This window comes from Trichocoleus desertorum ATA4-8-CV12 (assembly GCA_019358975.1).
Taxonomy (GTDB): Bacteria; Cyanobacteriota; Cyanobacteriia; order FACHB-46; family FACHB-46; genus Trichocoleus; species Trichocoleus desertorum_A.
Genome location: JAHHIL010000028.1, coordinates 13,714 through 39,042 on the forward strand (window position 1 = coordinate 13,714; position 25,329 = coordinate 39,042).

General features: G+C 51.4%; 15 protein-coding genes. 4 read left to right on the plus strand and 11 right to left on the minus strand.

The genetic code is table 11. The features are described 5' to 3' along the window. The first annotated feature begins 71 nt into the window (after window positions 1-71). Window positions 72-551, plus strand: a complete 480-nt coding sequence (locus KME12_17880) for a GNAT family N-acetyltransferase (protein ID MBW4489656.1) — start codon at window positions 72-74, stop codon at window positions 549-551. A 349-nt stretch (window positions 552-900) separates the two neighbouring features. After that, a complete protein-coding gene (locus KME12_17885) occupies window positions 901-1,167 on the plus strand; it encodes a hypothetical protein (GenBank protein ID MBW4489657.1) in 267 nt (88 codons plus the stop codon). 688 nt (window positions 1,168-1,855) lie between these two features. Here the strand turns inward: KME12_17885 and KME12_17890 are convergent. The 8 genes from KME12_17890 to KME12_17925 all read right to left on the minus strand — a co-directional run bounded on the left by KME12_17890 (window position 1,856) and on the right by KME12_17925 (window position 13,716). Next, on the minus strand, window positions 1,856-2,020 hold the full coding sequence (locus KME12_17890; protein MBW4489658.1) for a hypothetical protein: 165 nt from the start codon (window positions 2,018-2,020) through the stop codon (window positions 1,856-1,858). Between the two features lie 725 nt (window positions 2,021-2,745). Beyond that, window positions 2,746-2,934: a hypothetical protein gene (locus tag KME12_17895; protein ID MBW4489659.1), complete on the minus strand. Its 189-nt coding sequence runs from the start codon at window positions 2,932-2,934 to the stop codon at window positions 2,746-2,748. Between the two features lie 185 nt (window positions 2,935-3,119). Further along, window positions 3,120-6,170, minus strand: a complete 3,051-nt coding sequence (locus KME12_17900; GenBank protein MBW4489660.1) for a DUF3854 domain-containing protein — start codon at window positions 6,168-6,170, stop codon at window positions 3,120-3,122. Window positions 6,171-7,194: 1,024 nt separating this feature from the next. Then, on the minus strand, window positions 7,195-9,168 hold the full coding sequence (locus tag KME12_17905; GenBank protein MBW4489661.1) for a helix-turn-helix domain-containing protein: 1,974 nt from the start codon (window positions 9,166-9,168) through the stop codon (window positions 7,195-7,197). 270 nt (window positions 9,169-9,438) lie between these two features. Beyond that, on the minus strand, window positions 9,439-10,206 hold the full coding sequence (locus tag KME12_17910; protein MBW4489662.1) for a thioredoxin domain-containing protein: 768 nt from the start codon (window positions 10,204-10,206) through the stop codon (window positions 9,439-9,441). Continuing rightward, window positions 10,203-10,808, minus strand: coding sequence for a hypothetical protein (locus KME12_17915; protein ID MBW4489663.1), 606 nt, complete (start codon window positions 10,806-10,808; stop codon window positions 10,203-10,205). The genes KME12_17910 and KME12_17915 overlap by 4 nt, the downstream gene beginning before the upstream one ends. Window positions 10,809-10,846: 38 nt before the next feature. After that, on the minus strand, window positions 10,847-11,368 hold the full coding sequence (locus KME12_17920) for a hypothetical protein (GenBank protein ID MBW4489664.1): 522 nt from the start codon (window positions 11,366-11,368) through the stop codon (window positions 10,847-10,849). Window positions 11,369-11,391: 23 nt separating this feature from the next. Beyond that, window positions 11,392-13,716, minus strand: coding sequence for a M23 family metallopeptidase (locus KME12_17925; GenBank protein ID MBW4489665.1), 2,325 nt, complete (start codon window positions 13,714-13,716; stop codon window positions 11,392-11,394). Window positions 13,717-14,165: 449 nt separating this feature from the next. On the opposite strand from KME12_17925, the gene KME12_17930 reads away from it, so the two are divergent. After that, window positions 14,166-14,600: a hypothetical protein gene (locus KME12_17930; protein MBW4489666.1), complete on the plus strand. Its 435-nt coding sequence runs from the start codon at window positions 14,166-14,168 to the stop codon at window positions 14,598-14,600. Between the two features lie 34 nt (window positions 14,601-14,634). Next, on the plus strand, window positions 14,635-15,174 hold the full coding sequence (locus KME12_17935) for a hypothetical protein (GenBank protein MBW4489667.1): 540 nt from the start codon (window positions 14,635-14,637) through the stop codon (window positions 15,172-15,174). Between the two features lie 45 nt (window positions 15,175-15,219). On the opposite strand, the gene KME12_17940 is transcribed toward KME12_17935, so the two are convergent. From KME12_17940 to KME12_17950, 3 genes are read right to left on the minus strand one after another with little or no spacing between them, the layout of a single operon-like run. Continuing rightward, window positions 15,220-22,671: a bifunctional 3'-5' exonuclease/DNA polymerase gene (locus tag KME12_17940; protein ID MBW4489668.1), complete on the minus strand. Its 7,452-nt coding sequence runs from the start codon at window positions 22,669-22,671 to the stop codon at window positions 15,220-15,222. Further along, window positions 22,668-25,115 carry a strawberry notch family protein gene (locus KME12_17945; GenBank protein MBW4489669.1) on the minus strand — a complete coding sequence of 816 codons (2,448 nt, stop codon included), beginning with the start codon at window positions 25,113-25,115 and terminating at the stop codon, window positions 22,668-22,670. Before KME12_17945 ends, KME12_17940 begins: the two co-directional genes overlap by 4 nt. A gap of 16 nt (window positions 25,116-25,131) precedes the next feature. After that, on the minus strand, window positions 25,132-25,329 hold the full coding sequence (locus KME12_17950) for a hypothetical protein (protein MBW4489670.1): 198 nt from the start codon (window positions 25,327-25,329) through the stop codon (window positions 25,132-25,134).

Sequence of the window (25,329 nt, forward strand, 5' to 3'; positions counted from 1 at the left end):
GGTGGTGTAAAAAAGATAAAGTTGTTGCCAAGTCCAGTTCTGCGAATTTATTGATACGTACGGCAATTCCAGTGATTGAGATCAAACCGCTCCAGCAACGTCAAATTGAACAAGCCAAGCAAATCGTCACGACAGTTTGCTTAGAGGTTTGGCGAGATATCGTGACCGAGGAGGAGTTGAATCGCTATGATTCTATGTCCGATATTGAGCATATGCGCTTGCACTATTTCGACAATGGTGGTGTGTTCTTGGTCTTGGTGGACAACGAGCACGTTGTAGGGACTGGAGCAATCCGAAAACTTGATAATGAAGTTTGCGAACTTAAGCGTATGTGGTTTCTCAAAGAGTATCGAGGACAAAGATGGGGCTGGAACATGGCTCAAAGGCTTCTTGATTTTGCTAGGCAGGCAGGTCATCGAAAGGTGAGACTAGACCTCGTGAACGAGGAGCGCCAACTACAGGCACTCAAACTCTACAAAAGACTTGGCTTCTACTCAATCGAGAGATATAACGATAGTCTATGCAATATTTTTATGGAAAAGCTTTTATAGTGGTAGTCAAGCAGCCCTAACTTTGCGTTGGTGCCGACAGAGCAGAGTTTATCGGTCGCTGCACAACTTCACCGCTAATGCTATAGCATTACCGAAAATGACTAACTTCAGCATTATTTGGTTTATCATGGCTTGACGCCTCAATCGTTTGAGGCGTATTACAAAAAATGCACCACTATTCATTTTCGGCAATGTTTCTAAAAAAGCTATAACACCTCCTCGCAAACCCAAAAATCAAGAAGTTCGATCGCTAGGGTAGGCAGTAGCAATCTTACGCCTACAGACTGAATCATGGACTGGAAAAAATCCAGACCATTGGCTACATGAGGATGGATGGAAGGCGATCGTCATGCGGATAAAACTGAAGGAAATTACGTTTGCTAATGGGTCAGTGTGCGTAGACCTCTACAACCTCGGTTTTAGGGTTCAAGCAGTCGTCAACACACAGCAGGCGAGCGGGTCAGCGGGAAGCAACCCAGGAACGCTCTTGCAGGGAGAAGAGATGGCAGTTGAGCGAGTGTTCACGAATGCTGGTCGGTTATGGGTCAGCGGCAAAAATCCCAGAGACGAACGAGTGGATTTGGACCCAAAAGATTTGATTTACGTGGAGCAGTAGCGATCGCTGTCGTAGTTACGCAACAAAGTATGGCAAGAAGGCGTTAGGTATGGCTCAAGAACTTAACTGCCGTCGTGGCTTGTTTGGAAGCGATCGCCAACCAAGGTATGGCATCGGCACAATAGCCGCAGATTGTGACAGAAGGTGCTAAATGGTGCCCTACATGATTGGATTACCACTGCCGCAACTTTCTCAGTGTGGCAAACTGTGCCAATGAGTGCCGCTGGGTGTTGATGGGTGATGGCTTGTGCCAACGTGCGATCGCAGGGTTATGATCACGCCCTTTCACAGCCCTCGGCTTGTTGGGGAAATTTGTCCCATTGAGTCCAAGCAAAAGAGTAGCATTGCTATGATTGTGGCCGTCAATTTGTGGAAGCCTCGCAGTGGCGAGTCATTCCTCCTGATAGTAAAGCTCTCCTAGAGTGTTGACAAGTCTTCTAGAATTTCCCCAGCAATTCTCAGTATGAGAATGATTCTCACCCAAGCTTCTGAATTCAATTGCTTCTAGTGCCTGAAACCCGCATTCTGCAGTTCAAGAAATTGAGTGAGAAAGCTGGTGGGGGCACTTATTTCAGTACAAATGTTTCAAAATGAGAATTGCTGTCTGCGAACACTGCCCCTGCCCCATTAGCAAACGCAATTTCCTTCAGTTTTATCTGCATTCCGATCGCCTTCCATCAGTCTTTACTTAGCCAATGATCTGAATTTCCCAAAGTCCCTGACTCAGTCTGTAGGCACAAGATTGATGATGCCGTTCTTGTTTGGCGATCGCTTCCCCAAAAGCCCGACGGCGGTTTAGTCTTGTGCCATACCTAACGCCTTCTTGCCATACTTTGTCGCGTAACTGCCGCACTTTTTACCAAACATTTGCCGCACCTTGGAGCAGGTGTTCCCCAAAGCGGGACTGCGACAGGTTCTTTTTGCGCCATACCTAACGCCTCTCGTCGCGTGACGGTCGCGTGACTGCGGCATCCCTGTCGCGTGAGCGCGACACTGAGTCGATCTACCCCATATCCATTGCAGCAATTTTCGTCGCAGCTCAACTTTGACGCACTTCTGACGCACTCTTGACGCACTTCTAGTCCTTAGGAGCCATTAATTCGGCTTCATCGACTTCTACGATTGATTTTTGACGCACTTCTGACGCACTCTTGACGCAGTTTGTGTGAATTAAAAAACCCCTAGCTGTGCGGTTAGGAGTGTTATGGGTAGTACAAAAGTACAAATGGCATCCTTCACAAGTTTATTCTAGGACTACTGGCAGCTTAGTTCAGCCCTGTCGCGATCGCGCCTCTTCTACATCAATCAAATCTTTGGGGTCCCAATCCACTCGCCGCCTCTGGGGTGCTTGCCGCTGACCCACAAGCGACCAGAATTCGTGAACGCTCGCTCCATTAACATCTTTTCCCCCTGCAAGAGCACCCCATGACTGCTGCCTGCTGACCCGTCTCCCTGTTGAGTGTTGACCGCTTGAATCCTAAAACTGAGGTTATAGAGGTCTACAAACACTCCTCCATTGGCAAACACAATTTCCAGTTTTATCCGCAGAGCGATCGCCTTCCACCCGTCTTCATTTAGTCAAGCTGATGTCCCACCTTGGTTGGGATCGCTACCCCAAGACACGACCGCAACAACTTGATTTTGCGCCATACCTAACGCCTTCTTGCCACACCCTTGTCGCGTGATGCCGCGCACTTGCCTTCTGTTACCGGATAGCTCAGCTCCAATCAGTCGGAGGCGAGATTGCTTTGATCGCCAATCACCCATGAGCTCCAATTGCTCAACTGCCAGTCCAGGAGGGATGAGAACGTACTCGCTAAGCAGTACGACTGTATGGATGGGGAAGCTTGGGACGCACGCTGGTTCGCCTATTTTGGCAACGGGGAAATTGATTGTAGTGCCAGCATTACCAAAGGAGAGAGCTAATGAGTAATGTCCACTTCGCGGGAGGGTCAGTCTTTAACTTCCGATCCTCTAGAGTCAGTCCCATAGGCTTCTAAGCTCTCCCTCATATCACTTGAGACCGCTTCATTGAGCCAGGAATCTGACTCAGTTGTAGGCTCTCCGCCTGGATCACCCGCAGGAGATTCAATCTTAAACCGGACAGGTGATCCAACCTCTGGCTCTATCTCTAAACGCTGCTGAAGTTGCTGCCGTTTCTCCTGCCGACGTTGCAGAATCCCCCACACCTGCTGCCAATGAGCCAGATCCAGACTGTACACCCTGAGTTTCTCCCTCTCATAGCCGGGATGAGTTCGAGACCAATGCATGGTTAACTTAATACCTATTTGGGAGAGGAGCTGGTGAATGATCTGAGTGTCACTCATCGCGCTGGTAATGGTGTAGTGGAGTGCGACTTTGATTGGTGCTGTCAGTTCTCGGGCGCGATCGGCGTAGGGTTTCAAGTCGTACTTGCACCACTGCCAACCAGAGCGCATCTTGGCAATGAGTTCATCCATGCCAATGTTTGAGCGCAGCCAACGCCGCAGTTCGGAGCCGGAAATATCCCAAGGGCAATACCCCTGGTTCCAGGTCGCCTGCTTCTCCAATGCTTTAGCACTGCGATCGCTGGCCACGCCTGGAAACAGTTGCATCTCCAGGTTGAGCAGCTCTCCCCGCCGTCTGCCTTCTTTGTCCCACAACACATCTTCTAAGGTGAGGCAATCGAGGCAGTAGAACTCTTTGAAGTAAAACTTGGCGACTGCTAACGATTCTTCTCGCCCCAGTCCCTCCCTTTGCTCCAACATGAGAATTTCGCTGAACCTGAGGTCTTCTGCATTTAACATCGCCTCCGCATCTACCTCCTGCTGTTCTTGGCGAGCGATCGCCAGCAGCGCTTTCATCGCTGAGTTGTTTTCCCGATCTTCGATGCTCACTTGATTACCTTCAAATCGCAGTCGTACTAGTAGGGCATCCCTCAAGTGATACATGGCGAAGTTCTGTTCAGCAGCAATCCGGCAAAACAGGTTGAGATGGGGATCACTCTGCCAGTCGTAGTGAGTGACTTCCCCGGTGACATCTTCTTTCAAGCTGGAACGAATCAGTTGAATGGTGGCCGTAGTGCGTTGCTGGAGATGGTCTTTGAGCTCCAGGATATTGGGGGAACGACTCACCTTCGAGAAGTTGCTACCTCGCTGGGCACACCAGACGAGGCGCTCAACCGGTTCTCGAACTCGACCCAGGGCCTGGGCCATATCTGCGTCGGTGCTGGAGGTTCCGGTAAAAATGCCGTAGACCTTGGAGATGATGCTTTGAGCTTCAATGCTGACTCCCGTCGCCACCGAGGGAGAACAAATAATCAGGTCATATTCACCTCGTTGCAGCACCACGTCTGGAGTTTGAATAAATTCGCGTTCGCAATCCCCGCCGCTGGTTTCGGAGTTGACGAGCAACAAGCGCTGGTGGGGAGCCTCTTGGCCAATCAGGCGGGCGATCGCCTTACTGGTTCCCTTACTATCAGTGGCGACGAAGAGAACTTTGCCGCGTGCCAAGGATTGCATCTCTGCTAGCAGTTTTCCAGTAATGGCGCTGCGATCGGGGGAGCGAATAAAGCGCACGGGGTAGCCTGCGGACTGGTAGGCGTTGCGGATTAAGAAAATGGGGGTGTCATCGCCTCGCAACTCTTTCAGGTAATGCAGAGTCGCGTTGTCAAGATCGGCGTCAGCCACAATGACGCGACGAGCTACTCGAATCAGTTCGCGTAACCGTGATAGCAGCACCGGACGTTTGCCATCCTTGGCACAGGTCGAACTCGTCAGCAGGTGGCGGATGACCTGCACCACTTCATCGAGGATGAGATCACATTCGCTGAACTTGTTGGGATCAATGCTGAGTAAGGAGTCCACACACAGTCCGACTCGCAGGGTGTAACCGGCTCCATTGATAAACTCTCCCTTGACCTTATCGAGATCCCCTTTGTAGTCCAGTCCCAAGCGAGCGGACAGGTTGCGCATCAGTGCGATGCGGTGCCCTCCCGCGATCGCTTTTTCAGAATCTTGGAGTAGTGCCTGAATTTGTTTGGTTTTCCCAGTGCCTTTGGCACTCGCGATCGCCACAATGCCGCTGTCAGGAAGATGGTTGAGGACGAGAGTGGACAGGTCAGCGGTGGTGACTTTAACTGCGGCGGGATAGGTCAACCGATGCTCTAAGCGTTGCCAGATCAACCAGTGCTGCAAAGGCAGTGCCTGGTCGTAAGCACTCTGCCAAGCGGCAGCGCCACAGCGCACCATCAAATCATCGACCCCTTTGCCTTGAGCCGCTTTCCACGTTGCGACACTGACTAAGTTGCCTGCTTGACCTAGCAATCCTCCCAAGCGATACAGGGCCACGGACACTCGTTGTTGGGTCGCTTCCTTTTCGTCCTGGTCAAACGCCAAAACGAAGCGGCGATCCGGGATAGCAAATCTTGCAGCATCGGGAATCAACCGTCGAGTGCCATCGAGTAACCTTTGATAACCGCCGTTGACCCCGTAGAACGCCAAGGGCACGAAACCCTGACTCAGTAGCGAGAGCGCCTTTTTACCCCCTTCAGTCGGCACCAGGGGAATTTCAGGGTGTGCCTCAACCCAATCCCAGAAGGAGCCAAACAGAGGAATTTCTACGCCATAGCGCCGACCGATTAACTGTCGAATTTCAGGTGGGACCGGGGGGAGATAGGCGCGGGAACCATTGCCGACAGGAGTTTCGTACTTCTGAATTTTACCTTTGCTATTGTGCCGGGGATGACTCAGTTTTGCCTGCCAGCAGGAACCATCTTCATTGATGAGTAGAACGGCATACAGATTGGTACGGGCCTGATACCCAAAGCGAGTCACATGCCAATTCAACGCTTCGTGGATGGGATAGGTAACCTCACCACCCGGGAGCGATTCAGTATCGCCAACCAATCGGGTTGCAACTTGGTACAGGCAGGGCGCGATCGCGCTACCTTCTACAAATTCTTGTTGGATTTGCTGCGCAAACTCATCTCGGTGAGTTGAAGGAAGAGAGACTAGGAACGTCATACAGCCCCTCCCTCTTTCGTTAGTCTGATTCCCGCTGGAATAGCAACCCTTAGCTGTAGAAATTGAAAAGATTTTTTACCTTGCTTATAGAGTTGAAACATGGCTTATCGCCCCTCGCTGTAAGGATTCGCGCGAAAAATGCCATGCAGCAGCAAGAGTGTCTCGTAACAGGCTTGCTACCAGTACGAAACTCCTCATAAAATAGCAATAATAAAACTTATGCCTTTAACGGCATGACATTGCTATAGCTACATAGCTAATCCACAAGCACACCTTTTCTATGCCTGTGAGATTAATGTGTCTTTGCAATCGCTTAATCGATAAAAGTCTTAGAGGCCTTGTCCAACTGCGAATTGGATGAGGCTTTTTCTTTGTGGTTATCCTTCCTCCTAGCACTAACTGGCTTTTCATTTTTCAGAGAGCTACTTTAGGACGCACCCGCAGCGCTTGGTAGAAGGTCTTTCCATTCCAGAAGCTAAATCACGCTAGAAATCTAGCTTAAAAATGGTTACGAACCTGGTACACCCGTCCTATCGGTAGATGAACGATAACAACACAATGGAAACCATTATCAGGAAATCTCACGGAATAGTCTTCCCTCCATTAGCTCAGAATGGTTATGAACTCGTGCCATTCTACAAGGCAGATCTAAATGCTCACTTTGTTTACGCCCCGTTAAGATCATTTAAATAATTAGGCTTGTTTACTTTTTCCAAGAGCGTTACTGTCAAAGGCTTTTCAGAATTTCAAAAAAAATTTTATCCCCTGGGGTCGGGCAAATTATCCCTGAGGGTCGGGCAAATTATCCCTGAGGGTCGGGCAAGTTGCCCTTAAGTTTGGGTTTGTTTCACCTTAGAGTTTATCTATTTGCCCCCTAGGGTCGGGCAACAGTTTACAGGCTGAAAACCTCACAATGTAAGTGTTTCAAGATTTTAGGCACTGCGTAAGTAAACAAAAAATGGTATTTTGTTTACTGTTTACTCATTCCTGTTTACTTGTTTACTTTGTTTACAAGCGTAAACTCTTAAGCGTTGAGGTTCAAAATAGCTCTCAATTGAGCCGCATCTTCAGGTTTGATACTTCGTTTGTCCCGCTCAATCAAGCTAATCCACATTTTGGTTTTACCGAGCTTCTTGCCCAGTTCTTCCTGGCTCCAGCCCTGACTTTCCCTAGCTCTCTTAATCTGCTCTCCGTTTAGGACTGAGCTAACTGGGATAGGCTTGGAGGTAGCGGGCTGATGGGTTGCGCTGATTGTTCGCCTCTTCCGTCGCAGCTTGGCAATGCCATCCGCAATTTCCCTCGGAGGGTGGATGTATAGACGGCTATTTCGAAGTAATTCCCAAAACCCCTTAGGGCGTTTCTTTTCACCTCGCCCCCCTGCTTTCCAATCGGGTTGAATTTCGGCTGGGTAGGTGATCGGGTCGAATTCGATAGTTAACCCTGCTTCATGCAACACCAATAAATCCCGATCCCAGGTATTGGCTAGTTCACTCCGTAAGTCTCGGTTGCGTTGTGCGGCAATCACTTTTTCACTCCCGTAGGCAACTTCCATCAGGGTAGAAGTCAGCATTACCTGATTCGTGCTAACACGCATCCTGAATGAAAGCCATGCCAGCATCCGGGCAGCACCTTCACTGTGTTGCCAGACGCGAGTGATGGTTTGCAGAAGGGTTTTTGAGAGAACTCCATACTGGTAAAAGGCATTGCCTTCTTCTGAGCCCCGCTTGTTGAGGAAGTACTTGGCCCACATCCCTGCCCGACAGCGAATCGTCAGCCCGGTACACTTGATGTCTCCTAAGAGATTTCGTTGGCCGTGATAGCCGATTGCCACCTCCCACAGGCGGCTTTTTTCCACATAAAAGCTTTCAATATTGCCTTGTTGAGGCCAGTGTAGGAAGGTGAGGATCTGAGCTGGTTGCTCAGAAATGCGCTCGATTAGCTTGAGCCGCTGCTCTTTGGTTAGGTCTTTCCGTTTATCTAGCCCTAGATAGGATGAGATTTGAGCATCATCCACCACAAACTCTTCTTCCCACGGGCGATCGAGAGTAGTAACGTGAGCAGCGTAGATCAGGTGCATGCAAGCCGCCCGGATATCGAAAGTCTCAATTACCGCCAAGGCAGCTTCCCCTGCCAGAGCTTCTGGATATTGCTCTTCTGGGCTATCGGTGACCCAGAAGATCAGTCGCCCTCTCCCATCTTTGAGGGTACTAGTATAGGTTAGCTTGCCATCCTCATCCAGTTGCCACTGGAGGTCGCTGCGCTGCGTCAGGATATTAACACTCTCCCAGAGCAATTTGCACGTCGCAAAATTGCTACTGATTCCATTGGCAAACAGATCAGGACTCGTCGCTGGAGCATTTGGAACTGCTTTTTGTTGCCCTAAGCCCGATAGCCACTCCAGCTCCTGAAGGCTCTTACTGGGTAAATCATATTTATTGAGAATGAGTTGAACTGCCTGGTCAATATAAACTTGCAGAACCGAAGAAAAGTTGGACTTTAGTGAATCAGAGGCTTCATCAAAAATGTAGCGGTAGAGCGTCTCTAAGCGAGCTGGAGCATCCATCTGCTCCAACACGACCTGCCCCAGATCTTTTTCCATCTCAGCGAATGCCATCTTGGTCAGGTTAAACCACATATAGGAAGCCGAAGACTCCCAGAAGTTTAAAGCCTTAAAGAGATGTTCTACTTGCTCTTCAGCAGCGATAGACTTGCGAGTGGTTTTGCTGGTCCGCTCAAGCGAGACAGTATGTTTTCCGTTCTTACCCTTCTTAATATCAAGATAGGGCGATTGGAGCTTGCGGAGCTCAACTTCTCCTGAATTGAGGGCAAGTTCGACCCGTTGACGGTAGACCTCAATGATTTGTTGAGAAATTTGAATGGCGACCAGTTTCAGGATCGGCGATCGCGAAAGTTCCTCCTTGAACTTTGCCTCCCACTCATCTGGGATAGAAGCAAGGAGCGTCTGTCTGTCGATCGCAAGTGGGTTATTGAGGGACATGACCTTAAACGCTTGCCGTGTCTGTGATTTTACAGCAATCCTCAAGAAAGCTCGTGCCTTAATAGTGAATCGAGTTTAGCCTTGCTGTCGGGGTTAGTGTTGCCCTCAAAGGGATTGCAATTGTCCAAGACCACTTGAACAATTATTTTTTCTAACGAAATCCTAATTATCTAGTTCTGTAGAGCCTGAGATGGACTCTACAGACAAGGCGTTTAGCTCCGTCTCAAGTTGCTGAATGCTGGGAAACTCCCTTGGAGTTGCAATGCTAACTCACTCAGCATCACCTACCCGTGGCAGTGATGGAGCTTGTTGAATCGTCTCTTTGAGTGCTTGAAAATCTGCTCCAGATATCAGCTTTACTCCTGCGGAACTCAAAGTTAGAAAAGAAGGAGTACCCTCGATTTTAAGGTGATTGGCCAGTTGCATATCCTGAGCGATCGCCTGGGTTGCAGCATCGCTATGGCGATCGCGGTTGAACTGGTCGAGGTTGAGTTTGAACCGAGTGGCGATCGCTAGGTAGAGGGGTTCGTCCAAGTTTGGTTGTCGCTCGAACAGCGCATCATGAAAGGGCCAGAATTGTCCTTGCTGTCCGGCAGCCCAAACAGCTTTGGCGGCGGGTAGGGATTCGGGATGAATGTCCGTTAGCGGAAAGTGCTTGTAAATTAGAGCCACCTCCGGATGTTGAGCCAGGAATTGCTTCAGCGATCGATGAGCCTGGATGCAAAAAGGACACTCAAAGTCGGCAAACTCGATCAAGGTGACTTTAGCCTGGTGAATATCACCGAGAGATGGGGAGGTGCGAATGATGTACTCAAGCTGCGGTCGAACCTGAGCGATCGCTGCGGTCTGTCCCTGTTTTTGCTGCTCTTGTTTTTGCTGCTGGTAATCGGCCAGAGATTTGAGAATGACCTCCGGATGCTGCTCAATAATTTCCAGAACCGCTTGTTCCAGGCTCGGGTCAAGTGCTTCAGCAGGAGGCATCCCGACCATCCAGAGGCAGCAGCAAAACAGAACGACAAAGTATTGCCAGATTTTCATGGGTCACCTGCCTCAATTGCAGAATTTGCCATCTTCACGAGGGCAGCGTGATCGCCCACCTTGATGCCCATTGAGTAGCGGTAGCTATACTCATCCCAAACGACTTTGGCATCACTACAATTGGCTCCGCAAGTCCAGGGGATAAACCAGCCCTCAATATCATTAGCCAACTTCACTTTTTGCATCGGTTCTTGGGACTTCACGCCTGGATAGCGGCGCACCCAAGCATACTCAGACTCAATCGATTGAGCAGGCTTCAGATGACCTGTCACCGTACCAAAGCGACAGGCATTGCCACCAGAGCAGGTGGGGGAATAGCCTAAGACGACTTCATACCCCCGATTGGAAGGTTGTTCTGGCAATACAGCTTGAATGGGGGGTGGTTCATAGTTGGCTTCTATCTGCAAGTTCTGAGGCAGATAGGTGGGCAGGCGCAGAGGAATCTGAGTGCGCTTCAAGGTGGGATGTACCGGAGCGAAGAGGGTCGAGGCATTTGAGATCGAGGGAGGAATTTGCTGTGTGAACGCTTGCAAGGCCAATCCACCCCCTAAACTGAATCCCAGCAAGATGGCGAGTAGTCCTAACTTAAATCTTAATCTCATGGTTGTTGACCCCAACTCTGACATGAAACCTGTGACACTTATTGGCTCACCTGTGTATTTGCAGGTAGCTTGAACCCGAGTTGCCTGAGTGCCCAAAGGTCTTCTGGGTAGAAAAGGCCCTGAGCCGCGATGACGCGATTGACATTCGCTTGTACTTTGGCCCGACCCCAGCGCCGTATTTCGTTTTGATAACGACCGAGTGCCAGTTGATTGGCCACATTTCGCTCAACAATTTGGGTTAAGGAGACAGCATCACCCGGTGCGTTGTAAAACTCTTCCCGGCACTGTGAGCCTACGACTGAAATGACGAGATCAGTTCCGCCTGCTTCATCTGGATGAAAGGTGTAAAGCAGGAAGTAAGTGTTTTCCTTTGACGAGGCTTGAGCGATTAATTCTGTGCGGACAATGGGTGGCCGAACTCGACTAGGAATACAAGGTTTTACGAACTCTGGAATTGAGGCTGGTTGAGCTTGTCCGATGTGCCCACTTCCAATGACCATGAGCGTCGTGAGACAGGTCATTAATCCAAATACAATTGTTTGCTTCAAAGCTTTTTTCATGATGCTGCCTTTGATTCTAGTGATTAGAACTTGATGTACTTTCTGGGGTCAACCTCGCGACCGCTATAGGGGTTGCCAGGAGTGGCTCCTTCAATCACGGTGATGTGTAAGTGGGGTCCTGTGCCCACCCCTGATTGCCCACTTCGAGTAATGATTTGTCCTGCTGAAACGGCATCACCCACTTTGACGAGCCGCTTTGAGTTATGCGCGTATAGCGTCATCAGTCCCCGGCCATGCTCGACAATGACCGTCTCGCCATAACCACTCATCCAGCCTGAGTACACGACTGTGCCTCCATCTGCGGCTTTAACGGGAGTGTGGCTCGGAACTCCTAAATCAATGCCGCGATGGAGAGAACTGCACCCCGCACAAGGTGACGCTCTAGGGCCAAATTCACTCGTGACTGGAGCACCTGGAATCGGGTTTTGCAATTGACCCGTTCCTTTGCCACTGCCTTGACTGGTGCTGCTACAAGTGAGAGCGGTTGTGCCCGTGGTCGTCAAACGACGACTAGAGGTCAAAGCCTTTTGGAAAGTTTGAGCATATCGGGCAATCAGTTGCCACTGGTCAGTTCCATTCACTTGTTGCCGCGCGCAGCGATAGTCTGCTTTGCCGCCAGCAATACACTGGGCGAGGGGGCGCATGTGCCCATACCAGCCTTCTTTCATCCCTCGACACAGGGCATCTGCCGCGATCGCGGGTTGAGTCAAGCGTCTGTCCCTGATCCCTCGGTAAGCGGATAAGCCTAAGCGCTGGAGAACAAAGCGTTTTTTGTCACACCAGGTCACCTGAATCATGCCTTCACCCCAGCCGCACTCGTCATAGTGATGGCGGCTGTACTCATCCATCGTGTTCCAAAAGTCGGTTTCATGTTGCGCAGTGGCCAGAATATAAGCCAGTTGCGCTGGATCACTCACGCCTGCTTTAGCACAAGACTGCATAATTAAGGGAACCATTTTGATGGCTTGAGCTTGCTTGCTACTGGGTAGAGAGGCCAGAACCTGTTGACTGAGCGCATCTAATTTTGTGGAATTGACTTGGCAAATCTGACTGCCCTGATCTGAGGCTGTGCCTGGGTCATACTGGTGAATCATTGCTTGCACTTCCGGGGGAAGTTCAGGTTCCTGAATCCCGGATGGCGGTGGGAGCTCAGTCAGTCCGACGAGAACTTTGCCCTTCTCGTGAGTGGGAAACCAGGGAACTGGACCAATGAAGTAAGGGGTACAGCCGAGATCGACAAAGGCGCTGCGATGGCACACCCGAAAGTACAGTCCGAACTTTCCCGTTCCCGTCGATTCGTCTGTATCCGTCAGCACGACCTTAAAGGCTTTGCCAAATGGGTGTCTTCCTGTGGGCTCTTGACCCCCATTGAGCGTTCCTAATACCCCATGCCCCCCTGGTACCATCTGCCCCCCCGCGCCATTGCCTCCTCGAATCCATCTGGCTCCATGTAGCCGGGTCGGGTCGCCCGCAGTTCCCAGCGAAATTGGTGAACTCAGTTCCAGGTAATCGCACCCTTGGGCTTGAGCGCACTCATAATTGAAGCCCACCTTATAGCTGCCCGTGATGCTGTGTTGGGTGGGTGTCCAGCGGGACTCCTGGTGTGCACTATCACCCCCATAGGTCACATCATGAATGGCGATCAGACCCAGGAACTGAGCGGGATTGAAGAAGGCAGAAAAAGGGACATGGCCCAGTCCTGGGATTTGGGCCAGATGGAGGTTTTTCCAATCCCGAATGCTACTCAAGGTCGCCTGTTCCAGCCCTGGCAGTTGCGTGAAGCTGTACTGACTCAGGTCCAGGTGATTGAGAGAGAGATTGCCGACTGCTGGGATCTTGGCTAATGCAGCGATCGGCTGCTCTGTCCAGACCCTAAAATTACCCATCTGTGAAAGGGTTTGGGCAACATTGGGGATGTTTTGGGCCATTAGGTCATAGAGCGGTCTGACCTCGCTGATTTTGAATCCCGCGATCGCGGGTATCTGGTTCACCAAGCCAGCAATAGTTTCTTCCTTGAGAAAACTAAAATTGCTCAAGCTCAAAATGGTGGGGTCAACCCCGCCCAGCCGCACGCCATCGCCAAGCGTAAAACTGCCAAGATTAAAAGCATCTTGAACATCCCCCAGTTTCAGCACATTCAAGACAGAGTCTCCTGCCTGCCATGAGCGCGACAAGGTGTAGTCAAGCTGTCCATCTGCATCTTCTGGTACGTTCAAGTTCCCGGTGCTGTCAAAGGGCGGAAGGGAGGCAAAGGAAACTTGATCCCAAGCCGGAGCGTACTGTCCCGTTGCGTCAGACGTTACGGGTAATGCTGAGGCCACCTGGGCTTGAACGGGAGATGTAGCCAAAAATAGGAACCCCAAAGCAAGGCAAAAGCAACTCAGAATAGACTGGATTCGGTTGAGCAGTGAGAGCATGACGCTAGGAAAGATGAGTCATGCGGTCACTGTAAAAATCTGAAATGTCAGAGAAATGGCACTGAGGAGATCGGCAGATGGAATTGAGATGTCAATCTAACTGTTTCTAAGCAACCCACTAAATTACCTCAGTAGATTGCTTCTAGCGATTACGAGGTTAGAAATTGCCAAACTTTTAGAGTCTGTAAGTTTCTCCCACTCCTTCACCCCAAACGTGGGAAAATTGCTGTGATTGAATTTCAGAGCCGAGAAACTCAACCTGCTTCCTCAGGATGCAACGATCAATTCAACTACTAAGTGGTACAGGAGCAATCGTAGCTGGGCTCCTTTGTGACATGAGGGAGCGCCACCTGGAGGATTTTGAAACGATCTGGCAAGGAATGCTGAGTGTGACAAACCAAGCCGATCGCGACTGGAGATGGAATTACAAACTGCAACAAGCCGATCAAGCCGTTCGATATGAAGCTTACGTGATCGAAGTAGAGAGCCTCACCCAAGGACTGATGTGGCTGGAAACCCAATGGCATCGCTCTGTCTTGCCGCAGCGCGATCGCCTGGTTTATGTAGAAGCTTTGGCGGTGGCTCCTTGGAATCGTCGATATCTCGAAGATCCCCCTTATTTGCAAGGAGTGGGCCGATCCCTTCTGCTGTTTGCGCGACAACGTAGCCTAGAACTGGGCTATGGCGGTCGAGTGGGGCTGCATGCACTTCCCGGTTCAGCAGGCTTTTACCGCCGCAATCAGATGGCGGAATATGGGCCAGACTCTGACAAAGCAGGCTTGATATACTTTGAGTACAGCCTGATTCGAGGCTAGACTCAAAGTATCATTCCTTGGGAAACAATCCTGCATGGACGACCAGACACTTGCTATCCAATATGCCCAAACAGGCGATCTGATGGATCTGTGCGGCGCGGATGCCTGGTTGCACGAATCAGCTCAAATGGAAGAAGCTGTCAGGGGTCAGGTGGAAGCGGGGCTGGCGATGCAAGGATATCATCGCGCTGTGAATGCGATGGAGCCGGGGCAATCCCAACCAATGCGACAGCAGATGCAGGTGCAATCGATTTTGTTTACAGGCTTGCAGCAGTGGATGGCATCCTGGAATTTAGGCGCAGGGTTTGAAGAGGCCTATACTGTGGCGCGCCGCCTCATTCGGGAGCATCTTGTCGCGCCAACTCCCAGCCAACAGATAGCGATCGGACAAATTTCGGCAGCCGTGGCTCTAGGCGATTGTGCTCACAAACTGACTCAGCCCCAAGTGGTGGCAGTGCTCACTGAGCTGTTGAGCCCAGAAGATTGGCAAATGGTCGCCCATGCTGCTTCGCGATCCATTGCCTCTCAGGTTCTGAAAGCGAGGCAAACTCCTAGTGATCCAGCCGTAGCATGACGCTCTCATACTGCGGAGCTTCTCCGCTTTGTCCAGGTATTATTTTTATCGCTCATAACTCGCCACGACTGCTGGGTTGTGTGCCGCTAACTGAAGCTGTTGAGCAAACCGTTCAAATCGAGCGGCATCGCTATTGGTAATTCGGGTCGCTTTACAATCAACCCTGCCCTGTTCCACTTTGAGGATTAACCCCCGTCCCCAGGACAACATCTCGGTGGGTAACTGCTGGCAATCGCCCTCGGTCGGTTGCACTCCTCGTCCTAGAGCCGTCGCTGCTAGCAGGCCATCGCGTTCAAACAGGAGGCACTGCTGACCGCTATAAAACATGCCCCCTGCCATTGGTTGTCCCTTCAGGGCCAGAATGGTTTGAGCCTGGGCAACCACCGTTTCGACTTGGGCAAGCCACTTTGCCTGGTCTTTCGCCATTGCCTGCAATGCCTTTGCGCTCAGAGGTTGCTGCTCCTGGGCAAGGGCTTTACCCACCTCCTCAATCCGTTGCAAATAGCGATCGGACTGCCCAATCTCCCGCGCCTGGATGTACCACAACCGCATCTCATCTAGGGTCGGTTGTGGAGCTGGCTTTCCCAAAGAGGCAGCGTTCGTCGGAGTGATAGCGCGACCGGACGGTTCCCAAACTAATCGGGTCGGCTGATTTGTTTCAGAAGCAGTGGTATTCAACGGGATTGCTGGTTCGAAGCGGGTCTCTTGACCTCTCTCTTCTAGGGCTTCTAGCTTCGCTTGGGCGATGGCTACGGTCTCAGCAGGGGACTGCTGGCTTTGGACGCCTAGCTTGGTTAACGCCGCAGCAGTTTCTCGAAACGCTTGCAAATCCGCTTCGCTCACATCGGCTGTGGTAGCTGGATCAAGTTCTGACCCAATGCGTTGAGCCGTCATTTGGCTTTCCCCTTTCCCCATGACAAAAAAATTGTCATTGTCTGGGTTGTAGCCGATATCGAAATGATGTCCCTGAACCGTCCAGAACCCCCCCTCAAATTGGAGATGCCCAATCTGCTCTGCGAAGGCATAAGCCCGTTCAGCAATTGCCAAGATCTCGAGTCCTCTGGCTAATTCAGCTTCTCTGGAGGCTGCGGGCATGGGAGATACTTCATCGGTTCGACCCTTTTGGATCAGATCTGTTGCTTGAGCGATCGCCGCTAATTCTACGTCTGTTAGGGGGCGTGGGTTTTTCGGGGCTAAAAACTCAGTGGCAATTTGAGCGATCTCAGAGCGCTCCTCCAGCTCGGTGACCTGATACCAGTTCCACAGCCCATCGCATGCTGCTTGACCCTCCCAGGCAGGTTGAGGAATATCCCGTAAGCAATCATTCCAATCTTTATACCCCTCTGGTTGAATCCGAATCAAGGCATGCTCGGGGAACTGTGGTACAACACTCCAGGCTTGGCGGTTGCCATCGCGATCGCTATCTTGGGCCAAAATGAGTTCGCCACCTCCGTCGAGTACCTGTTGAATGGTAGCCACGGGAATCGCTCCTCGCCCATCCGTAGACAGGTAAACAGTTGCCCCCATGTCTCGTGACTCATCCATTGCGGCAAAAGCAATGGCATCGATTGGAGATTCCGTTAAAACCACGCGATCAATTGTTCCGTCTCCCTGCTGAATCCAGAAGAAACCGTCTTCCCGTCTGGTTCCAGGGGTGAGCCCTTTGAAGAACTCCCCGTCTGCATTAGGGATTGTGCCTCGGAGATTTGCCCCGATTGCGGCACCGCACTCAAAGGAATCTAGGAGTTCATGGCGAAAGAACATAACGTTTTGTCGAGAGTCTGCTGCGATGATGCCTTGCTGATGCAATGCCTCAACGATTTCTGGTGGGAGTCTGCGCTCCTCGGTGAGATACTGCTGTACCGCCTGCCACTGAGATTCGTCTCGAACATTGCAAGTGGGTGGGCGTTTCTGGAGTTCGGTCTGTTCAGGGATTTGTGGGAGATGCTGGGCTTCTGCCAACCACGAAAGTGCGTCCTTGTAGCTACTTCCCTGAACGTGCATGACCAGATCGATCGCCCCGTACTTGCCCGTCACACCTGTTGCCCAGTCTGAAAACCGGTGGTTATTGTTGTAAAGGCTGAGGGTATGCCCTTCATTGGTCCACTTCTGAGCGTCACGTTTGTCCTGAGTTAACCCTAGATTTTGGGCAACCTGAGCCAGCGGCAACTCGCGCAGGGTTGCTGCCAGCTGCTTCATCTCTTCACTCCTCGCTGGAGGCGGACTGGGATGAGGTTCTACTTCTTTGGCTGAAATGACTGCTTCAAGCATTGGGACAGGTCGGGCATTGCGTCCTGCCCAGTTCTCGCAAATCATCGCTTCGACCTCAACGGGCACCTCTTTCAAGAACTGCTGCCCAGCTGCCACCATTGTTTGTACTAGAACTTGCCCTGCCCGATCTGCCTGGGTGGCTGGCACTTCCAAAACAATTTCGTCGTGTACCTGCATCAACAGCTTTGCTCCAGTTCCTCGCAGTTTTTCCGGCAACTCGGCGATCGCCAGCTTGGTAATGTCTGCTGATGTGCCTTGGACGGGAGCATTAATGATTTCGGTGAAGGGGGCTGTGCCGTCCCATTGGCGTAACCGTCCGCCCAAGGTTCGACAAGAGTTTGCCTGTTCAGCTTTGACGCGATCGTGCCAATCGATTAGGCCGGGGTAGGTCTTGAAATATTGGCTGCGATATTGCTCGGCTTGGGGCAGAGAGAGGGTGACTCCATAGTTGCTGTGGGCGTAACTTTGAAATCCTGGTGCCCCCATGCCATAAATCAACCCAAAGTTCACGGCCTTTGCCAGTCGCCGTTCATCTTTTGTGACCTGATCCACTCCTTTATGGAGAAGCAGGCTGGCTGTGAGGGCATGGAGGTCTTGTCCATTTCGGTACGCCGCTTTCATGCGGGACTCCCCACTGACTTCAGCAGCAATCCGCAGTTCGATCTGGCTGTAATCGGCTTTGATCAAAACATTGCCAAGAGCCGGTTCAAAACAACCTTTGATGCGAGGGTCACGGGGGACGTTTTGGAGATTCGGGCTGGTACAGCTAAAGCGCCCGGTCACAGCCCCGCACTGGTTAATGTGAGGATGAAGTCGCCCCGTTGAAGGGTGAATCAGCTTCCCATACCCTTCTGCGTAAGTGGACAGGGCTTTCGCCGTCCGGCGATACTCCAACAATTGAGCGACAACGGGGTATTGCTCCTGCAAGGGGATGAGCGTTTCCTTGCGGGTGTTGGTGACTGGAATGCCCAACTGCTGAAGTGCTGGGAGCAGTTGTTTTGAGCTTTCTAGATTAATGGTGGGCAAGTGGTCATCTGATAGGGACGGCTGAATCACCTCTGCTTGCTGGAGGAGGGCTTGAATTTCTGGTTCTAAGCGAGATTTTTGATCCCGCAACGTTTGTGCCCAGGCTTGCAAATTCTCTCGATGGATCGCCATGCCGTTCCATTCCATCTCGGCCACGCCTATCACCGCACGGAACTCCAGCAGAGCAGTTTCAGCCAGCCCTTTTTCTTCTAGTTTTTCTGCTAGAGCATCTCGCAGCGGTAGCAATACCTCCACATCTTTGATTGCATACTCAATCTGGCTCTGGGTTAACTCGCCGCCCCAATGGCTTATCTGTTCAGTTTTATCAAGATCCACATTCAAATAGCGATGGGCGATCGCTTCGAGTTTATGAGACTGATTCAATCCAGCGCCAATCACTTGGGAAGCGAGCATCGTATCGAAGAGGGGTCCTTTGACCTCTAGCCCAATGGATTTGAGCATCTGGAGATCAAATGAAGCATTCTGGATAATCTTTTCGGCATCACTTCCCAATACCTCATTAAGGAGGTGTAACTCCTCTGCTGTGAAATTAGCGCATTGAATCAGGGTGACAGGCTGATCGATGGCAGCAAGCTGAATTAGTTCTACCTGGTCCTGATGCGGATCAAGTCCCGATGTCTCGGTGTCGATCGCCAGCCTCTCAACACCACTCAAGCGAGGGATGATTTGTGCTAACTGGTCTACTGTCCTAACCCGTACTACCTCAAACTCATCTGAGGCTGCTGGAGTCTCTAATTCTGGGGACACTGGAAGTTCAAGTTCTACGATTTCTCCAAGCGCCTGAAGCTGTGTGGTTTCTGTGATGTCAGTTTTAGTAGCTACGTCTAGCTCCGGCTCTAGTCGCTGTGCTGCTAAAGTTTCCCGTGCGGCTTCGGCAAACCCTTGGTGCAGGAGGTTACGCGAGAAGAGTTGAGCAAAGCCACGATCTGGGTAACGGGATTCACCGCCTCGAAAGGGATTTTGCACCGCAGTTTCTTGAAACTGAAGCCGACCATTTGGGTGAATCCCAAACACCATCTCAGAGTCAATCAAGGTGTCACCGTTCTGCTCCAGATAGTGGGTGAAGTAGAGTTGGCTGGCGTGTCGTTCGACCACCAGGGGGATATACGGTCCATTCTCAATTCGCAGATGGAAGTCTTCCCCTTGCAGAACCAGGGAGGCTAATCCAGCTTCGTGCAGCAACTTCGCAACATTGCGTTCAGCACCTCCTGTTTGCTCTTTAGCCGGTAGAATACTCTCCTTGCCGGTTAGTTTTTCCGCCTGTTCCAACAATTCTTGCAGGGATGGAAGATCTTCTCCGAATGGGATTTGTTCATCCCCATGCCCCATCAACTGGTCTGCCTGCTCAAACAATTCTGGCAGCGATGGGAGAGGCCCTGTGGATGGTGCTTCGGCAAGAGGCAAGAGAGAATCAGTCTCTGCTTCAGACAACTGTGATGCTGCATCCGGAGCGATTACGGTAGAAGCGTTCAGCGCCCGCTCTAATTCTCCCTGCATTTCGGTTTGGATTCCTAAGCGCATGAACTCCGGTGTTAACCCTAAGCGATCGCGCTCTGGATAGTGCTCTAAAAAAGGTTCTACCCCAGTTGGTGTATTGGAGATGACTTGAAGTTTTGGTAGCCTGATGCCTAGAAACTCCCGCGCCTTGTCTTTGAAATCAAATGTAGCCAAGGCGTATCCTTGCTCACTGATCAACACATTGAGAACCTGATCGATTCGTTCTACTGGAACGACGACCTCCATGCGATCGCTCACCGAGTAAAAGTCACTGCCACAGGCGGCAATCAGGGTTGGGTCGAGAGAGAAGCGAGCCCCAAGGCCGGAGTTTGGGGTTTGCAGGACAAAGCCAGCAGCGCTACTGCCAAGCCGAGCCGCCGCCTGGGATTTAACCGTCAGAACTTCATCAAGGGTTTTGACAGAGCCTTGATAGCCCGTGACTTCCGTCAAAAAGACTTTCACCTGTCTGGGGTCATGGAAGGTGACCGGTTCATTGCGCAGGGATTCTTGAATATCAAAGCTGGCAGGCATGATTAAACCCTGCCTCACTCCTCCAGTGTGGTCGGTATAGTTTAAAAACTTGCCGTTAGGGTATTTTTCATAGGCTTTGAGCAGGTTGCCCTGAAAGATTTGTCGCTCCAGGCGTTTGGTCTTTTGCCGCAAATCAAATGCCGCATAGATATCCTGTCCCTCCCAGTTGGTTTCCTGGGCCGTGATGGTTGTTGCTTTTCCCTCCTTGCCTCGGTTGAAGCGGGTCAGAGGGATGGTGAGGATACGGGCATAGTTATCGGTAAGAATCTCAGCTCGCCAGTTAGTAGGGGCGGCAGGACTGCCGTTTTGCCCTTTCTGAAATACCTTGGCCACCACGCCATAGGTGATGTTGCCTTCAGGCGACACGACACGGACCGATCGCCCGGGTGGAAAGTGCTTAAGCACCTGAGTGACATGAGTGTACTGGCTATTGAGCCGTTCTATGAATTTGTCTCGAGCGTACTTGTCATGCTTCGTGGGAAGGATGTCAGAGCGATATTGTAGAGTCACTTGTCGCAATTGCTCACTCTGCTGCCGAATCTGCTGAGTTGCGGCCTCTTCAGCTCGGCCAAAATCATGTTCAGCAACAGCTTTGACTCGCGCCAACCCCAGGTTTTCCCGAACGGTGTTGATGACTTCCAGTTGAGTGAACGGTTTAACCGGAACTTTGGCATCGACCACTTCTAGGTAAACAGGCCCGGTAAACTCGTTGCGAACCGTCGTCTCGTCTGAAATAACTTCCATCTGAGCGATCGTCCGAGCATCGAGATCTAGCTGCTGGGCCTCCAGCACACTTTCCCCCATTGCCTGCTTCTGAGCAATCAGATCTAGCGTTTCCGATTCAATCAAGCTGTAGAGTTCCTCCTGCTCTTTGACTGGAAGCAAGGGAATTCGCCCCGTCACCCGACTAATCAGTTCTGTATCTGTTTCCCCCTGGAGCCCCTCAGAGGGAAACGCCAGTTTTGCTTCTAACTCTGGGTTGTCTTCCAAAATCTCAGTAACGACTTCCTCACCGTAGGGATTGAGGAAGTCCACCACATTGGAAACGGATAACGCGGAATCACGATCGGCAGTTGTATTGGCGTTGAGTGTCGCCATTTTTTTAGACAGGATGGCTCCTAAGCGCTTCTCAGCCGGGAGATCACTCATCAGTAGCGTAATTTCTGGTTCCACCACCTGCCCGAAGCGGTTGACACGACCAAACATCTGCATCACCTGGTTGATGTCGCGCTCAGGTTGCGCCATGATCATGTGTCGCTGTTGCTGATCCACGAATTTTTCAGAGGCGTGAAGGTTAATACCTGTTGCACCAGAGCGGTTGAGGATGAGAACATCGAGTAAACCTCCATTGAATTGACTAACCGTTTCAACCTTTGCCTTTGGACTAACTTCTTTGGTTGAGCGAAAGCCATAGCCTTTTTCTCCGGTGGAGGTGTAATCGATCGTGTGCTGCCGTCCGGTAATCTCGCCAACCCGATAGCCTTCCTGATCGAGCCGCCACTTGATATAGTCAATGGAACTGAGGGGAATGGTAGACAGATCTACTTCATCAACCAAGGCACTCGCATCTTCATATGCTGCGAGTGCTTCATCTCCTAGCTCCTCATCCGTCATCCGCCTGCGGATGGCATTTCCTTCGTAATCTTTAATCGTGACATCACGGGAGCGTTCCAGGTAGCGACCGAGAACATCCCCGAAGGAAATGTTGATGGCATCGCCCGGATTCAAGTTGTGATCATCGGCGTACTGTTTGATGAATGCTGCCATCGTATTGGCAACCGCAATCACAGGTTTTTGCCCTCGCTCGATTGCTGCGATCGCCTCCTGCACGGTTGCCTCAGCCTTCTGACACAGCAAGCCTTGATCGATCGCGTTGTTCATCAACGATGTGAAGTGGGTCGATCTCGCCCCGGTTTGCCCAATCGAGTTATCTTCGCTGGCGGCCTTGGCTTCTTTCTTCAGTTGTTTGCTGAGTTTCTGAACAGCCTTTTCCTTGACTAAATCAAACTGACTGATCGCCCGCATGATGCCAGAGATGCTATCCGCAATCTCGCGATCGACCCCAACCGTCTTGGCGGCAAACGTGACCCCCTCAAACGATCGCTCTCGCCTGAGCATTTGACCGGAGGCCACAAATTTGGTGGCCATCATTTGCTGGAGTGGGACTCCCCCTCTTTGAGAGTTCGCTGCAAGGATGAAATGTCCGTCACTGCTGCGGTAGCATCGGATCTCCGTGCATAGAGATCCATCACAGCGGGGTCTTTAACAGCGGTGGCACTGGCAAAAGCTACTCCAGCACAGCGATCGACTAGTTCTCGCACGAATTCAGCGCGATCCGGGGCTGCACTGGCAATTTTCCATCCTTTTTCTCCAATACTGCCTCCCGCTTCATGAGCCTCATCAAAAATAAAAACGGCTTTCGGAGCGAGCGATCGCAAAAGATCCCGACGAAAGGGTTCTTCGCTCTGAACGGTTTGCAGCTGGCTGTAGGTGGTGAAAACTGCGTGATATCCCCCCATTCCTTGTTCTAAAAGTTGTTGCATTTCTGCCTGCTTCTGGGGTGGGGAGACTGCTTTTAGTTTCGTTCCATCTGGCAGATCCAACGTTGTGTTGCTATTGGTTGCAAAGATTGTGACGCCTGGTTTACCGATGTCTGCCAAGTCTTCTAGCATCGATACATAGAGGTTGGGCTTCTGGGTGACAAAAATTGGAATGTATCCCTGGTTAATGGCATCCACAATTTGGCTGGCGCAGAAGCGTCCCTTTCCATTCCCTGTTTGGTCGCCATTGAGAAATACTTTGTTGCGATCGCGCTGCCAAAACGCCAGAGCATTTGCATCAATTTGCTCAGCGTAGAGATACTGCCACATCTGCTCTTTGGATTCATACCCCAACCGCTGCTGCACAAAGGCATCAACATCACCCACAACTTGCTCTAATTTGTCGAGGGCAATCTGAGCTGCTGTTGCCATGTTGGCTGGAATTAGGGTGCCGGGTGTTCTACCTTGGCTGCGGGGAATGTAAGCCACATTCAATGGAGCATCCGAGCTAGGATGCTCTTGCTCTGTGATTGACATGGGTCGAATCCTTACTGCTGTATTGGGATAAAGGTTTAATCGCTGGTCATGCCGTAGGTCAGATTGGATAGCCAGTTCTCCAGCGTGAAATTGTCGTGGTCCTCCTGCAAGCCCTGTTGCATCTCTGGGCTGCTTGGCTGAATGGGAAAGGGAAAATCTAATTCCGTCTCCGAGAATCGAATCCTGAATGTCTCGTTGCGTTCCAGAAATGTCTCTGCCCATTCCTCGGTCCACCACCATAGGGCCTCGAGTTCCTGAGTCTCGGAGTTCTCGTATAAGCTGGGAGACTCCTGGAGATAAAGCTTCCTCAACCCCTGAGCGAGTCTGCGGTGCGTCTGCACCTGATCCTCGCCACTGCGCTCCATCCAGGTGTGAATTAGCCACTGAATTCGCAGCATCATCAGACGGTTGTAATCCCGCTCGCTCATCTGGCTCATCCCCCATGGGATTTTGACCATCAATAATTCCTGATCCCCTAATTCTGGGCTCCAAACGGATGGGTAGCTCGCGTAATCCTGATAATCTGGTTGCTGGTTGCTGGATGGGTTCATTGGGGAGTAGCTCCTTGAGGGCATCGAAGGATTTATAAATGGGCGGGACATCGGCGGCTGGTAACTCTCTGACTGCTTGCCCTCTGCCCTCAATTACAATCAGGTCGATCGGGAAACCCGCCCCCTGCTTGCGGTAAAGATCACCCCAAATCGAAATATGTTGAGTAACCTGGTATTGCTGATAGAGAGCGTAGAAGAAGCCTCGGCTCTCAATGGCGTTGTAGCGATTCGAGCGGAGATCTTCGTCTAATCCCAGCTTGCCTCCGAGGATCAGTACCGCTCGACCGTCATCCTTCATGGCTTCTAAGGCTTTGAAGGCGATCGCCTGATCGATCTGACGAGTGCCCCTCCGATTGCCAGGGATGGCAAAGCGTTTAATTCTGCCCTTCTCATCGTGGATGGGTCCGAACGGTGGGTTGGCGATCACAACATCCACTGCTTCGCTTGGACGATACTGACTGGCATCAAACTGGGTGAGTTGGCGATAACCTCGCTGGGTCAATTCGGCATGGCGATCGCTGTTCAACTCGTTGGCAATGACCTGGGCAGGATTGGCTTCAATGAGTAGGGCACCATTTCCAGCTGTTGGTTCATAGACGGTGGTTTCTGGATTGATTCCCGCTAGAGTGGAAGCTAGATAGGCAATCGGAATAGGAGTGCTGTATGCCTGCTGTAGGACTGAGGTAGAAGATCGAACGCCGAGAACAGGCTGGCGATTCATCAGGTCAATAAGCTTGTCGTAGGCCTGGTGAGTCGTGGCTGATCCTGCAATGAAGATAGGAGCGACCCGGACGAGCGCCGCTTCCATCGCCTCATCCACCACTTTAGTGAGCGCGCTGCCAGGGGGAATACGCTCTCCCAACACCGCCTCGGCCTGCTGCCGCGCCCGGTTAATGCGGGCGTAATGTTCTCCTTGCAATAGCGAACTGTGGAACGCCCGAATCAGGGCTTCCTTACGCTCATTCATAAATTGACTAATTGGGTTATGGGAGTCGAGATTCGATGCCAAACATCTCGTCGAGCTTGGCTTTTAGGTCTGGGTCTTCCTCGCGCATGACGGGCGGAGTCTCTTCGTCGAACACCGCATCCGGGTTATCGGGCGGGAGTACTGCATTCGATGCGGCTTGCTGTTGCAGCCACCATTGTTGCCATTGAAGGGGTAAGGCGTCGGGGTCTACCAT